12 protein-coding genes are annotated in these 14,068 nt (G+C 70.4%); 7 read left to right on the top strand and 5 right to left on the bottom strand.

Annotated features, from left to right (window positions below):
• Nucleotides 1–240 precede the first annotated feature (240 nt).
• The 3 genes from D7X32_RS38180 to D7X32_RS38190 all read left to right on the top strand — a co-directional run bounded on the left by D7X32_RS38180 (nucleotide 241) and on the right by D7X32_RS38190 (nucleotide 1,984).
• Nucleotides 241–558, top strand: a complete 318-nt coding sequence (locus tag D7X32_RS38180; RefSeq protein WP_120607451.1) for a DUF2795 domain-containing protein — start codon at nucleotides 241–243, stop codon at nucleotides 556–558.
• Nucleotides 559–641: 83 nt separating this feature from the next.
• On the top strand, nucleotides 642–1,544 hold the full coding sequence (locus tag D7X32_RS38185) for a hypothetical protein (protein ID WP_120607452.1): 903 nt from the start codon (nucleotides 642–644) through the stop codon (nucleotides 1,542–1,544).
• Complete coding sequence (locus D7X32_RS38190) at nucleotides 1,541–1,984, top strand: CoA-binding protein (RefSeq protein WP_120607453.1); 444 nt, start codon at nucleotides 1,541–1,543, stop codon at nucleotides 1,982–1,984. Before D7X32_RS38185 ends, D7X32_RS38190 begins: the two co-directional genes overlap by 4 nt.
• A gap of 89 nt (nucleotides 1,985–2,073) precedes the next feature.
• Here the strand turns inward: D7X32_RS38190 and D7X32_RS38195 are convergent, their stop codons facing one another.
• Both D7X32_RS38195 and D7X32_RS38200 read right to left on the bottom strand, forming a co-directional pair.
• On the bottom strand, nucleotides 2,074–3,675 hold the full coding sequence (locus D7X32_RS38195) for a S8 family serine peptidase (RefSeq protein ID WP_120607454.1): 1,602 nt from the start codon (nucleotides 3,673–3,675) through the stop codon (nucleotides 2,074–2,076).
• A 131-nt stretch (nucleotides 3,676–3,806) separates the two neighbouring features.
• On the bottom strand, nucleotides 3,807–4,685 hold the full coding sequence (locus D7X32_RS38200; protein WP_120607455.1) for a patatin-like phospholipase family protein: 879 nt from the start codon (nucleotides 4,683–4,685) through the stop codon (nucleotides 3,807–3,809).
• Between the two features lie 99 nt (nucleotides 4,686–4,784).
• On the opposite strand from D7X32_RS38200, the gene D7X32_RS38205 reads away from it, so the two are divergent.
• Genes D7X32_RS38205 through D7X32_RS38215 form a run of 3 tightly spaced genes read left to right on the top strand, consistent with a single transcriptional unit; the run spans nucleotide 4,785 to nucleotide 10,344 of the window.
• The gene (locus D7X32_RS38205; RefSeq protein ID WP_120607456.1) at nucleotides 4,785–5,681 is read left to right on the top strand and encodes an ArsR/SmtB family transcription factor; all 897 of its coding nucleotides are present in this window, start codon (nucleotides 4,785–4,787) and stop codon (nucleotides 5,679–5,681) included.
• On the top strand, nucleotides 5,678–9,193 hold the full coding sequence (gene metH, locus D7X32_RS38210) for a methionine synthase (RefSeq protein ID WP_120607457.1): 3,516 nt from the start codon (nucleotides 5,678–5,680) through the stop codon (nucleotides 9,191–9,193). Before D7X32_RS38205 ends, metH begins: the two co-directional genes overlap by 4 nt.
• Before the next feature lie 56 nt (nucleotides 9,194–9,249).
• Nucleotides 9,250–10,344, top strand: a complete 1,095-nt coding sequence (locus D7X32_RS38215; RefSeq protein WP_120607458.1) for a uroporphyrinogen decarboxylase/cobalamine-independent methonine synthase family protein — start codon at nucleotides 9,250–9,252, stop codon at nucleotides 10,342–10,344.
• Nucleotides 10,345–10,368: 24 nt separating this feature from the next.
• On the opposite strand, the gene D7X32_RS38220 is transcribed toward D7X32_RS38215, so the two are convergent.
• Together D7X32_RS38220 and mutY are read right to left on the bottom strand one after the other, a co-directional pair.
• The gene (locus tag D7X32_RS38220; RefSeq protein WP_120607459.1) at nucleotides 10,369–10,611 is read right to left on the bottom strand and encodes a DUF2934 domain-containing protein; all 243 of its coding nucleotides are present in this window, start codon (nucleotides 10,609–10,611) and stop codon (nucleotides 10,369–10,371) included.
• A 272-nt stretch (nucleotides 10,612–10,883) separates the two neighbouring features.
• Complete coding sequence (gene mutY / locus D7X32_RS38225; protein WP_120607460.1) at nucleotides 10,884–12,083, bottom strand: A/G-specific adenine glycosylase; 1,200 nt, start codon at nucleotides 12,081–12,083, stop codon at nucleotides 10,884–10,886.
• 143 nt (nucleotides 12,084–12,226) lie between these two features.
• Here mutY and D7X32_RS38230 point away from each other — a divergent pair, with 143 nt between their 5' ends.
• The gene (locus tag D7X32_RS38230; RefSeq protein WP_120607461.1) at nucleotides 12,227–13,192 is read left to right on the top strand and encodes a PD-(D/E)XK nuclease family protein; all 966 of its coding nucleotides are present in this window, start codon (nucleotides 12,227–12,229) and stop codon (nucleotides 13,190–13,192) included.
• A gap of 5 nt (nucleotides 13,193–13,197) precedes the next feature.
• On the opposite strand, the gene D7X32_RS38235 is transcribed toward D7X32_RS38230, so the two are convergent.
• Nucleotides 13,198–14,068 (bottom strand): tRNA threonylcarbamoyladenosine dehydratase (locus D7X32_RS38235; protein WP_439329043.1); only part of this gene is annotated, 871 nt, incomplete at its 5' end.

Consider the following 14,068-nt stretch of genomic DNA (forward strand, 5'->3'; position numbering starts at 1 on the left):
GCGTGAGCCAGGCGACGAAGAGGGAGGCGGCGGACATCGGGCGAGGACACTCCGGCGGGCGAAGGCGCTGGGGGACTCTACTCCGAAGCGGGCGCGGGCAAGACGGCCGGTCCCCCGCCCGCCCGGCGTCGTAGGAGGTGACGGAGGCCAGGGTGGCCCGGGGCGGGCGTCATCCCCACGTTGTTGCGTGGATGGTCGCTCGGGCATGGACGCCCGGGTGCAAGAAAGGTGGAAGGCACGATGGCTTACGGAAAGGCGGAGGATCCGGCGCGCTCCATCACCCCGCATCTGGATGGGGTGGAGTACCCGGCGACGCGGGAGGAACTCGTCGAGGCCGCCGCGGACAACGAGGCCCCGGTCGACATCATCAACATCCTCAAATCCCTGCCGCAGCAGGAGTACATGTTGCGCGAGCACGTGCTGCGCGACCTGGCGGAGGCCGAGCGCCGCTTCGGGATGAACGGCCTGAAGGACGACGACGGCGTGGACCGCGACCGGCGCAACATCGGGCGCGACCGCATCGAAGGCGCCTCCAACGGGGAGACGCGCCACCCGTAGTGTCACCCGCGCGGTGACAGCCTTCGCAGGACGTTGCAAGACGCTCGCGGGCGCCCTGGCTTTCTGCCAGCGTTCGCGAGCGCATGCGTCCTGGTCTCCTGTGGTGCTGTCTCGTGCTGTCGCTGGCCGCCGGGTGCAAGTCCCGGTATCCGCCGCTCAACCCCGCGCCGGGGCTGCCGCCGCCGGTGCGCCTGGACTTCAAGCCTCCCGTGGACCGCCTCCTCACCGAATCCGTGCGCGCCACCCGCACCCTCCAGCGCGAGGGCCGGCCGGAGACGCGCGACGAAGCGGCCTTCACCACCGAGACGCGCTTCACCCCCTCCGACGGCGGCTGGCGCGTGGCCCAGGCCGTGCGCACCCCGCGCCAGGTGCATGACGGGCAGGACGTGCCGTCGTTGTCCGGCGCCGTGCTGGAGCGCTTCACGCTGCGCATGCAGCTGGCGGCGGATGGCACCTTCGTGAAGCTGGTGGGCCCGGAGGCCGCGCAGGAGGCGCTGCGGCAGGTGGCGCCCACGGGCACCGGAGTGCCGGAGGTGGAGCGCTTCTTCACGCCAGAGGCCCTGGAGCTGCGCACGCGCCGCGAGTGGGAGGCGAAGTACGCGGGGCTGCTCCAGCGCAACCTGGTGGAGGGCCAGCGCACGTGGGCGGTGGACTCCGTGGACGTGGACGGCGAGGAGCGGGCCTATCTGCTGGAGCGCACGGTGGAGGGCACGCGGCCCACGACGTTCGGTGACGCGGTGGTGCTGTCGCTCAAGTGCCTGGACGCGCTGCCGGCCAAGGCCCCCGTGGAGCTGAAGGCCGCGTGGGCGGAGGCGGGTTCGCCCGAACTGGCGAAGGGCGTAACGTGTGAAGGCGAGCAGGTGGTGGCGTGGGGCCGGTTCATCCCGGTGCGCCGCCTGCTGAAGGTGAAGGCGGTGGGGGCGGGCGGCACGCTGACGCTCACCACCGAGTCCCAGGCGGAAGCGCTCCAGGAGGAAGGGCCATGAGCCACGACGAGTACCTCATCGAGGATGACGCGGGTGTGAAGCGAGTGGTGCAGGAAGCCAGGCGCGTGGCGGTGCTGGGCATCAAGACGGAGGACCACTCCGCCCAGCCCGCGTACTACGTGCCGGAGTACCTGGCGAAGGCGGGCGTGGACGTGGTGCCGGTGCCCGTCTACTACCCGGACGCGAAGCAGATATTGGGCAAGCCCGTGTACCGGAAGCTGGTGGACATCCCGGGCGACATCGACCTGGTGGACGTGTTCCGCAGGCCCGGCGACATCGACCAGCACGTGGACGACATCATCGCGAAGAAGCCCAAGGCGGTGTGGTTCCAGTCCGGCATCCGCAACGACGACGCGGCGAAGAAGCTGGCGGCGGCGGGCATCCGCGTGGTGCAGGACCGCTGCCTGATGGTGGATCACCGGCGCTACAGCGGGCGCTGACAGCTCCGGCTGAAAAGACAACGGCCCTCCGCACCCGAAGGTCCGGAGGGCCGCGTGGCCGCGCGTGGAGGTCGGCGGCCTTTGTCAGCTCAGTAGTTGCCGGAGATGACCTTGGGCAGGGCCTTCTGCAGGTCCGGCAGCGGGCCAATCTGCCGCGAGTCCGCGGCCTGGGCGGTGCCGTTGTTGCGCAGCAGGCCGCGCATCTGCACGGACGTCAGCAGCCGGCCGTTGGCGCGCGCCACGCCCTGGGCGCTGACCGCGGTGCCCACGATGATGGGCGACGCGCTGGAGGTGCCGCTGAAGGTGGACGTGTAGTACTGGTCCTCGCCGTACGCGGTGCCGAAGCGGTCGCCGTAGCCGGTGGAGACGACGGACTCGCCCCAGCCGTGCACGTTCACGCGCTGGCCGAAGTTCGTCCAGCACATGGGCACGCGCGTGGTGGCGGTGCTGGCGCCCACGATGATGGCGCCCGAGTCACGCGTCGCCGGGTTGAACAGGCCACCATAGGCCGCCGCGTCCAGGTTCGCGCTGCCGTTGCCCGCCGCTTCCACCACGATGACGCCGTTGGCGGTGGCGTTGCGGATGGCGTCGAAGTTGGCCTGCCAGTACTCCATCGCGATGTAGTTGCACTGGGACGTGTTGCACGTGCAGGCCGTGCCGTCGTTGGGGCCGCCCGCGTGCAGCTCGATGAGGATGACGCCGCCCGCGCCCACCGCCGCCGCCGCGTTGGTGATGGCGCTCGCGGTGCTCTGCGCGCCAATGGCCTCCACGCCCGGCGTCGCCGCGTTGGCGATGCCCGTCACGCCGTAGCCGTTGGACGCACCGATGATCTCACCCAGCACCGCGGTGCCGTGGTTGCGCCACGCGAGGTCGTTGTACTGCGTGCCGCCCACGCGGAAGAACGTGGGGAAGTCCTCGTGCGTGGTGCGCCAGCCACCCTCGATGTCCACGAACTTCACGTTGGTGCCCGTGCCGCCCGTCACCGTCCACGCGTACGTCGCGTTGACGCCGGAGGGCGCCGCGTTGAGATAGCCCTGGTTGGCCTGGTACAGCGGCGTGGTGGGCGGCAGGTCCGCGGCGGCCAGCAGCGTGCGCAGCCCGGCCTCCATGCCGAAGTTCACCATCGCCGGCTCCGGGGGCGGCTCCGCGTAGGCGGTCTCCACGCTGGCCACGCGGTTGAGCGCCGCCACCAGGTCCGCCACGGTGTCCGAGGTGGTGCCGGGCAGGAGCGGTACTTCGAAGTACAGGTTCAGGTCCGCCAGCTGCTCGCCGCTCTTCGTCTCGCCGGACGCCTTGCTCGCGTCCAGTGCGGCCTCCTCCGCCTGGAACAGCCGGTCCAGCGACCCGATGCGCGGCGCACGGTCCAGCAGCGCCACCACCTCCGCCAGGTCCGCCTCCACGCGCGCGCCGTCCAGGCGCAGGCCGGACAAGAGCTCCCGCTCGCCAGCGCTCCGCTCGGAGGACAGGGCGCGCAACGCGTCGCCGCGCAGGCGCACGTGGCTGCCCTCGTGGAACTTCACCACCAGCCGCTCCACGAACGTCCCCGCGGGCAGCTCGCGCCCCGTGGGCTTCGCCAGGAGCGCGCGCGGCGCCAGCGAGGGCGCGGCGCCAGCAGCGGGGGCCAACGCCAGCAGGGACACAGCCATGACCGCGCCTCGCAGGGGGCGCTGGGACAGCGTCGACTTCAGCATGGACTTCCTCCGGGATGAACAGCATCCCCACCATGCCACGCCGGTCTGTCATTCAAATCAGGCTATTCTGCTATTTCTGTCCTGTTGATTTATTCGGCCCTCGTTGAACCCGTTGGGCGTGCGAGGATGGTTCAGGTGGTCTGCTCGAACGGCACCGGAGGCCGGGCCAGGGCGCGCTCGGCGGACAGCCGGGCCTGGTCCAGGGCGTCGAAGCCGCGCTCCAGCGTGGCGGGCGTCACCGGGGGCAGGTTGGAGACGACGACATAGACGGGCACGTCGCGCGTCTGGAGCACGGTGAGCTGGAGGCGGAAGTGGTCGCGCCGGAGCGCGGCGGAGCCCGCGGCCAGGCCCTGCGGATAGGCCATGGGGCCGCCCACCACCTTGCGCGTCTTGCTGGGCAGGAAGTGCACGAGGATGGCGTCCAGGTCCTTGCCAATGGCGCTCTCCTGGAGCGACAGCGCGGGCGCCTTGTCCACCAGGCCTCCGTCCCAGAACAGCTGCCCGTCCAGGGGCACCGCGCGGAACAGGCCCGGGTACGCGCAGGTGGCGTGGACGCGCGGGGCCAGCTCTCCCGTGGTGAACACCTGGTGCGTGCCGTGGGTGAGGTTGGCGGCGGTGAGCAAGAGCGGGTGCGGCAGGTCCTCGAAGGTGGACACCGGCAGCGTGTCCTCCAGCAGGCGCCGGAAGCGCTCTCCCTTGAGCAGGCCCGTGAAGCCGTGCCCCTTCGACGCCACGTTGAGCACCGCGCCAATGGGGTCCGGATCCCAGAAGTTGGCCCGCGTCTGGCTGAGCACCAGCTCCTCCAGCTTCGGCATGGGCATGCCCGCCGCCGCGTACGCCGCCACCATCCCGCCCGCGGACGTGCCCGCGTACGCGTGGGGCTTCAGGCCAGAGGCGTGCAGCCCCTTGAGGAAGCCCGCGTGGCCGTAGAAGCCGAAGTAGCCCGCGGAGAGGACCAGACCGAACCGCTTGCCTTCGAGCAGGGTGTGCAGCGTGGAGGAGGGCGCCATGTTGGATTTCTACGGGATGGGTACAACCCAAGGCAACGCAATGCGTTGCCGGGGCCATTGTAGCCGGGCCTCAGCATCGATATATGTTGATGGCTCGATATGGACGTCCTCTCCCAATCCTTCCGTGTCCTGGGGGACACGACCCGGCTGCGCATCCTGCGGTTGGTGGCCCAGGCGCCGCTGAACGTGACGGAGCTGGTGTCGCTGGTGGGGGTGGCCCAGTCGTCGGTGTCGCACCACCTGTCGAAGCTGAAGGGGCTGGGGCTCATCCGGGAGGAGCGGCAGGCGGGGTTCACGTACTACTCGCTGGCGCTGGAGTCGGATGACGCCCGCTGGCCGCTCGTCCGGCTGGCGCGCGAGGCGGAGGACGCGGCGGGGGACTCCGCCCGGCTCAATGACCTGTTGCGCGCCCGGGAGGACCGGCAGGCGCTCAACGAGCGGCTCCTGGAGCCCGGCCAGTCGTGGTTCCTCTGGGCGGGCGCGCTGGCGTCGCTGCTGCCGCCGTTGGACGTGGCGGACTTCGGCTGCGGCACGGGCGTGTTCAGCCGGGCGATGGCGCGGTGGGCGCGGCACGTGTGGGCCATCGACCAGAGCGAGGACGCGCTGTCCCAGGCTCGAACTCTGGCCCGCCGTGACGAACTGACCAACATCACGTTCCTGCGCGAGGACCTGCACCGGCTGTCCCTGGCCGGTGGGCGCATGGACCTGGTGGTGATTTCGCAGAGCCTCCACCACGTCGAGGCGCCTGCCGCGGTGGTGGCGGAGGCGGCGCGGCTGCTCAAGCCGGGCGGCCGGCTGGTGGTGCTGGAGCTGATGCCGCACGAAGAGAAGTGGGTGCTGGAGCGGTTGGGTCACCGGCACCTGGGCTTTTCGCCCGAAGTCCTGGAAGCGGCCCTTCGCGAGGCCGGCTTCACGTCGTTCACCCGCGAGACGCACGCGCGAGACGGGGCCAGTCCCTTCCGCGTCTTCCTGCTGACCGGAGTCAAACCGTCATGACGAGCCACATCGCCCACCCCCTGCCGCTTCCCCCCGGGGAGCACGGCCAGCGCGTGGAGGCGCTCAAGGCCGCGATGCGCGAGCGCATCCTGGTGCTGGATGGCGCCATGGGCACGCTCCTTCAGGGCCATCAGCTGGTGGCGGCGGACTTCGGCGGCGCGGAGTACGAAGGCTGCAACGAGCACCTGGTCCTCACCCGCCCGGACGTCATCGAAGGCATCCACGCGAAGTACTTCGCCGCGGGCGCGGACGTGACGGAGACGGACAGCTTCGGAGGCACGCCGGTGGTGCTGGCGGAGTTCGACCTGGGCCACAAGGCGATGGAGATCAACATCGCCGCGTCCCGCCTGGCGCTCAACGCCGCCAAGGCCGCGGAGGCGAAGGACGGCCGCATGCGCTGGGTGGCGGGCTCCATTGGCCCCACCACCAAGGCCATCAGCGTGACGGGCGGCATCACCTTCGAGGAGCTGGTGGACAACTTCGCCGTGCAAGCCGAGGGGCTCGCGGTGGGCGGCTCCGACTACCTCCTGGTGGAGACGGCGCAGGACACGCGCAACGTGAAGGCGGCGCTCTTGGGCATCGACCGGGCGTTCCAGAAGCTGGGTTGGAAGCTGCCGGTGGCGGTGTCCGGCACGATTGAACCCATGGGCACGATGCTCGCGGGCCAGTCCGTGGAGAGCCTGGCCACGTCGCTGGAGCACACGGACCTGCTGTACCTGGGGCTCAACTGCGCCACGGGTCCGGACTTCATGACGGACCACATCCGCTCGCTGTCCTCCATGAGCCTGTTCCCGGTGTCGTGCGTGCCCAACGCGGGCCTGCCTGACGAGAACGGCCAGTACCTGGAGTCGCCGGAGATGATCTCCCGGTCGCTCAAGCGCTTCTGTGACAACGGGTGGCTCAACGTGGTGGGCGGCTGTTGCGGCACGCACGCGGGCCACATCGAGGCGCTCGCCGCCGCGGTGAAGGGCCTCAAGCCGCGCACGGAGGTGCCCAAGCCGCGCTCGTCGCTGTCCGGCGTGGACTACCTGGAGGTGACGGACGAGCAGCGCCCCATCATCGTGGGTGAGCGCACCAACGTCATTGGTAGCAAGAAGTTCAAGGAGCTCATCGTCGCGGGTGCGTTCGACGACGCGTCGGAGATTGCCCGCGCCCAGGTGCGGCGGGCGGCGCAGGTCATCGACATCTGCCTGGCGAACCCGGACCGGGATGAGCTGGAGGACATGCGCCACTTCCTGGAGGTGGTGGTCAAGAAGGTGCGCGTGCCGCTGATGATCGACTCGACGGACGAGAAGGTCATCGCCATGGCGCTCACGTACTGCCAGGGCAAGGCCATCATCAACTCCGTCAACCTGGAGGACGGAGAGGAGCGCTTCGAGAAGGTCGTCCCCCTGGCGAAGGCCTTCGGCGCGGCGCTGGTGGTGGGCTGCATCGACGAGGTGGGCATGGCCGTCACGCGCGACCGCAAGCTCGCCGTGGCCGAGCGCAGCTTCGAGCTGCTCACGCAGAAGTACGGCATGCGCCCGGAGGACCTGTACTTTGACCCGCTCGTGTTCCCCTGCGCCTCCGGCGACGCGCAGTACACCGGCAGCGGCGTGGAGACGATTGAGGGCGTGCGCTTGATCAAGCAGCGCTTCCCGCAGTGCCGCACGGTGCTGGGCATCAGCAACGTGTCCTTCGGCCTGCCCACCGCGGGCCGCGAGGTGCTGAACTCCGTGTTCCTGTACCACTGCGTGCAAGCGGGCCTGGACATGGCGCTCGTCAACTCGGAGAAGCTGGAGCGCTACCCGTCGCTTCCCGAAGAGGAGCGGAAGCTGTCGGAGGACCTCATCTACAACCGGGGCACGGACCCCGTGACGCCGTTCGCGGCGCACTTCCGCGAGCGCAAGCCCGCGCGCGCGCAGGTGAGCAGCCTGCCGCTGAACGAGCGGCTCCAGCGCTACATCATCGAAGGCACGCGTGACGGCCTGACCGCGGACCTGGACCTGGCGATGAAGGAGATGGCGCCGCTGGACATCATCAACGGGCCGCTGATGAAGGGCATGGACGAGGTGGGCCGCCTCTTCGGCGCCAACGAGCTCATCGTCGCGGAGGTGCTCCAGAGCGCGGAGTCCATGAAGGCGGCGGTGAGCCACCTGGAGCCGCACATGAGCCAGACCCAGGCGGCGTCGCGCGGGAAGATCGTCCTCGCCACGGTGAAGGGGGACGTGCACGACATCGGCAAGAACCTGGTGGAGATCATCCTCGCCAACAACGGCTTCCAGGTGGTGAACCTGGGCATCAAGGTCCCGCCCGAGCAGCTGGTGAAGGCGGTGAAGGAACACCGGCCGGACATCCTGGGCCTGTCGGGCCTGCTGGTGAAGAGCGCGCACCAGATGGTGGCCACCGCGGAGGACCTGAAGCGCGCGGGCGTGGAGACGCCCATCCTGGTGGGCGGCGCCGCGCTCAGCCGCAACTTCGTGGACCGCAACATCGCTCCGGCCTACGGCGGCGGCACGGTGGCCTACGCGCAGGACGCGATGAACGGCCTGGAGCTGGCGAAGCAGATTGTGGAACCGGGCGCGCACGCGAAGCTGCGGGATGACCTGGCCGCTCGGCGGCTGAAGCTGGCGCAGGAGGTGAAGGACCGCCCCGCGCCCGCCGCTCCGGTGCGCCGCTCGCGCAGCAAGGACGTGCCGGTGCTGGACGCGGTGCCTCCCGCGCCGGACTTCGCGCGGCACGTGCTCACCAACACGCCGTTGGATCACATCTGGAAGTTCATCAACCCGGTGATGCTCTACGGCCGCCACCTGGGCCTGCGCACGTCGTCGCGCGCGCTGGGCACCCCGGCGGAAGCGGACCTGGCGAAGACGGAAGAGGGCCGCAAGGCGCTGGCGCTGAAGGAGGCGGTGGAGGAGCTGAAGACGCTCTTGCGCGGCGGCGTGATGCAGGCGCGCTCGGTGTTCCAGTTCTTCAAGGCGGCCAGCGACGGCGACCGCGTGCTCCTCTTCGACGGCACGACGGGCGAAGCGGTGACGTCCTTCGACTTCCCCCGGCAGGACAAGGACAACGGCCTGTGCCTGTCTGACTACGTGCGGCCGCTGGAGAACGGCAAGCCGGTGGACGCGCTGTCGCTGTTCGTCACCACGGCGGGCTCGGGCATCCGCGAGCTGGCGGACGGCTTCAAGGCCCGGGGCGAGTTCCTCAAGATGCACGCGGTGCAGGCGCTGGCGCTGGAGACGGCGGAGGGCTACGCGGAGCTCTTGCACACGCAGCTGCGCAGCATGTGGGGCTTCCCGGACCGGGCGGAGATGACGATGCTGGAGCGCTTCCGCGCGGAGTACACCGGCAAGCGCTACTCGTTCGGCTACCCGGCGTGCCCCCGGCTGGAGGACCAGACGAAGCTGTTCGCCGCGCTCAAGCCGGAGGAGATCGGCGTGCAGCTCACCGACGGCTGCATGATGGAGCCCGAGGCGAGCGTGTCCGCCATCGTCTTCCACCACCCGAATGCGACGTACTTCTCCGTGACTTGATGCGTCGCGGGCCCGAAGCCCGGGCCCATGTCCAGCGGAAGGGATAGATTGCCCCCATGCCTTCGCCCACCATCCGTCGCGCCGTCCAGCTCCTGCCCGCGTGTGCCACGACGGGCATCGGCAGCCTGCCGCACACCCAGGTGGAGCTGGGGCTGCAAACGGCGCTCGCCATGGACATCCCATTCCTGCCGCAGCTGCCGGTGGGGCATCCGTCGGAGCTGATGATCCCCGCCGCGCTGGAGGGCCTGCCGGGCCTGCGCTTCGACGAGGACGGCGTCTGCACGGTGGACGTGGACGGCTGGAACGCCGGGCGCGCGGCCTTCGAGGCGCGGCTGGACGCGGCGCTCGGCTCCGGGGACCTGGAGTCCTTCGAGCCCACCGCGGACGCGTGCCGCGCGTGGAAGCCGTTCCTCTGGGAGGTGGAGCACCGCAAGCTGGCGTTCGCGAAGGCGCAGCTGTCCGGCCCCTTCACGGTGCGCTCCGTGGTGCGCACCGCGACGGGTGAACCGGTGCTGGCCGTACCGGGCCTGGACGCGGCGCTGTACCGGCTGGTGATGGTGCGCGCGCTGGCCATGGTGCGCGCGCTCAAGCGCACGGGCACCACGCCCCTGTTCTACCTGGACGAGCCGGGCCTCTACGCCTACGTGCGGATGAACCCGCAGCACCTGTTGGCGCAGCAGGAGCTGCGGCTGCTGGTGGTGGCGCTGCAGCGAGAGGGCGCGCTCGTGGGCATCCATTGCTGCGGCAACACGGACTGGGGCGTGCTGCTGGACGCGCAGGCGGACCTGGTGTCGCTGGACGTGCGGCTGTCGCTGGACGCGATGCTGGAGGAGACCGACGCGTTGAAGCGCTTCCTCGACTCCGGCGCCACGCTGAGCCTGGGCGTCATCCCCACGGACCTGGCGTCCACATATTCGGTGGAGGAGCTGGCGGACTCGGTGGAGGCGTCGTTGAAGGCGGCGCTGCCGGATGACATTGGCTTCGCGCGCGCGCTGTCCACGGTGCTGCTGACGCCCGCGTGCGGGCTGGCGATGCGCTCGGTGGTGGACGCCGAGCGCATCCTGGAGGAGCTGAAGCAGGCCCAGCGCCGGCTGAAGCGGGCGCTGGAATCCGAGCGCCCGGCCCTTCAGGGAATGCCGCCCGCGCACTGAAGCACGGGCGGTTGGCGCGGCTGACTACTGGCGGCCGAGCCGCAGCTCGCGTTCGGCCTGGTGCCAGTCCTGTTCGGGGTTGCCTTGCGTGCCGCCCCGGGCCTGGAAGATTTCGTAGGCGCGGCGGGCGATCTGCTCCTGCGTGAGCGCGGCGGTCTTGCTCGTGGGCGCGCTCGCCGTGGCCACCGGCTTCTTGTCCTCGGTCCGCTCCGGCGCGGCCTTGGGGGCCGGGTTCGGTTGCGACTTCTGCGCGTTCTGACGGGCCATGGGGCTTCCTCCTGGAAAAGGCGGCCTGAAGCTTCGGACGCGCTCCTGCATCGCGGAAGAGACTCAAGGCATGCGGGGTTGCCGGAGCGACATCCCAGGTCGCGAAGTGTTGAGGGACCAACGGGCCATCCCGCTCGGAAAATCCATCCGCGGAAGGGCCCCGGACGCAGGCTCCGTGAGGTGGAAGCCACCAGACGCTTCAGCGGCTGGCCGCCTTCCTGGCGCCACGGCTCAGGGCACCCTTCAGTGTGGCTTCGAAGCCGTGCGGCGATTCAGCGGCCGGCCGCCTTCTTCGCGCTCCGGCCTGGCGTCTTCTTCGCGGGAGCAGCCGCGGGCGTGGCATCGCCGCCCATCACCCCGTGGCCCAGGGCCGCGTCGAGCGCGCGCTGCATCGCGGTGCTCATGCCCAGCGCCTCCGCTTCCTGCGGCGTGCACCAGCGCAGCTCCTGGAACGCGGCGGACTTCGTGGGCCGCGTGCCGCCCGTCACGCGCAACAGCCGCAGCGTGAGGTCTCGGTGGGTGAGCTGCCGGCGCACGCTGTCCAGCGTGCCCTCCAGCGTGATTGGCGCGCCCAGCGTCGTGGACAGCCGCTCCGTCGCCTCCGCCTCGGACGTGTCCTCCTCCACCTCCACGGCGGGCAGCTCCCACAGGCCGCCGAAGAGGCCCTTGTCCGCGCGGCGCGCGAAGAGGAGCGTGCCCGCGTGCGGCCACACGGCCAGCGCCAGGAACAGCTTGCGGGGCGCGGCGCGCACCTTGGCCGGAGGCAGCTCGTCCACGCGGCCCTTCTTGAACGCGATGCACCCGTCGCGCACGGGGCACAGCAGGCACAGCGGCGACTCCGGCCGGCACACCGTGGCGCCGTGCTCCATCAGCGCCTGGTTGAAGTCTCCGGGCCGCTCGCCCTTCACCAGCGCGGAGGCCAGCGCCCACAGCGTGGCTTCGCGCTCGCGGTCTCCGGGCAGGCCCTCCACCTCGAAGAGGCGCGACAGCACGCGGGCCACGTTGCCGTCCACGATGGGCGCTTCCTCGCCAAAGGCGATGGAGGCCACGGCCCCGGCGGTGTAGCGGCCGAAGCCGGGCAGGGTGAGCAGCTCCTCCGCCGTGGACGGGAGCTTCCCTCCGAAGCGCTCCACGACCTCCTGCGCGGCGCGGTGCAGGTTGCGCGCGCGCGAGTAGTAGCCCAGCCCCTTCCACCCGGAGAGCACGTCGTCCAGGGGCGCGGAGGCCAGGGCCTTCACCGTGGGAAAGCGCGCGAGGAACCGCTCCCAGTACGGGATGACCGTGGACACCTGCGTCTGCTGGAGCATGACCTCGCTGAGCCAGATGGCGTACGGGTCGCGCGTGCGGCGCCAGGGCAGGTCGCGCTTGTTCCGGTCGTACCAGGAGAGCAGCGGGCCATGCAGGGCGGCGTGGCGTTCAGGGGAGACGGGGGCGGGGAGTGCCCGGGTTTCGGTGCGCTTGCGTGGGCTCATGTGATTCTTGGCGGGGGCGGCGCGGCACCATACCCGTACGGTCGGGTCCCCCCGGCGTTTTTACCGATGGCAGGGGTCGGTTGTCCGGCCGCCCGTCCCTCTTCTGGCGAGGCGGGCGATCGTCTATAGGATGCCCCGCGTCCATGGCCCGTCCTCCCATCACCAACGACTTCTCCTGGTCCAAGAGCCGCCACGAGAAGTTCTCCGAGTGTCTCCGGGCCTACTACCTCTACTACTACCGCTCCTGGGGCGGCTGGGAGGCGGAGGCGGCCAGGGACGTGCGCGAGCTCTACGTCCTCAAGAAGCTGCACAACCGCTACACCTGGGCGGGCAGCATCGTGCACGAGGCCCTCAAGGACGTGCTGCTGGACTGGCGCGCCGGCCGTGAGGTGGACCCCGCGAAGGTGGAGGCCCGCACGCACAAGCTGATGCAGGACGACTTCCGGCACTCGCGCTCCAAGGCCTACTGGACGCAGAAGTACCGCAAGCCCTTCACCGGCCTCGCGGAGCACGAGTACGCCGAGGAAATCCCCAACGAGGCCTGGAAGCAGAACTTCGAAACGGTGCGCTCCGCGCTCGCGTGGTTCTTCCAGTCGCGCTGGCCCACGGTGGCCAAGGGGCTCAAGCCCGCGCAGTGGCTGGAGGTGGACGCGGGCTTCGACTTCGCCCACTTCGTCATGGACGGCGTGAAGACCTTCGCCATCCCGGACTTCGCCTACGTGGACGCGGAGGGCTCCGTCGTGGTGGTGGACTGGAAGACGGGCCGCTCGCGCGAAGGCTACGACGAGCAGGTGCTGGGCTACGCGCTCTACATCGCGCAGCGCTACCGCTACCCGCTGGAGAAGGTGCGCGCGTCGCTCGTGTACCTCAACGAGGGACTGGAGCACGACGTGACGGTGGATCCGTCCGCCATGGACTCCTTCCGCCAGCACTTCGCCCGGAGCGTGGAGGGGATGCGCGCGCTCCTGAAGGACACCGCCACCAACACGCCCAAGGAGGCGGAGGCCTTCCCGCAGACGGGGAACCTGGACGCCTGCGCCCGCTGCGTCTTCCGCCGTCCGTGTGGCCGGGAGCCCGCGGTGGCGCAGGCCCGGCCTCGCGTGGCCTGAAGCGCCTACCGCGCTGAAGCCAGCCGGCGCACGACCACGCCCGCGGCGTTCATGCCGAACGCGGAGGTGACGAACGCCACGCTGCCGTCAATCTGCGTGCGGTGGTCGCAGGTGTGGAACTCGTTGTCCTGCGGGCAGACGCACAGGAAGCCATCGGTCGCGTCGTCGTAGTTCAGCGGGACCGGCTGACGGCGCGTCTCGATGGAGTACACGGCGGTGATGCCCGTGTGGCGCTCGGTCTCCACGCCGTACTTGCGCTTGAGCAGCTTGCGGATGTCCTTGGCGAAGGGATCCATGTGCGTCTCGCTCAGGTCCTCCACGCGGATGGCCGTGGGGTCCAGGCGCCCCGCCGCGCCCATGGAGCTGACCACCGGCAGGCCCAGCGTCACGCACCGGTGCAGCAGGTGCAGCTTCGCCTTCACGTTGTCGATGGCGTCCACCACGAAGTCGTAGCGGCCCGCGGGCAGCAGCGTCTCCGCCAGCTCCTCGCGGTAGAACTCGCGCAGGGCCTCCACCTTCGCCTGCGGGTTGATCTCCTGGCAGCGCTGCGCCATCAGCTCCGCCTTGGACTTGCCCACCGACTTCACCGTCGCGTGCAGCTGGCGGTTGGTGTTGGTGACGCACACGTCGTCGTGGTCCACCAGCGTGAGGCGGCCCACGCCGCTGCGCACCAGGCCTTCCGCGGTGAAGCTGCCCACGCCGCCCAGGCCGAACACCACCACGTGCGCGTTGGCCAGCCGCTCCATGGCGTTGTCGCCCAGGAGGCGCGCCGTGCGGTCGAAGCGGCGCGACAGCTTGAAGGGCTTCGCCAGCGAGTCCGTCTGCGCGACGGCGTTCGAGGCGGCCGGGGAGGCGGGGGGCGCCTCGGTCTCGGCG

It is taken from the genome of Corallococcus carmarthensis (assembly GCF_003611695.1).
In the GTDB taxonomy this organism is placed as follows: domain Bacteria; phylum Myxococcota; class Myxococcia; order Myxococcales; family Myxococcaceae; genus Corallococcus; species Corallococcus carmarthensis.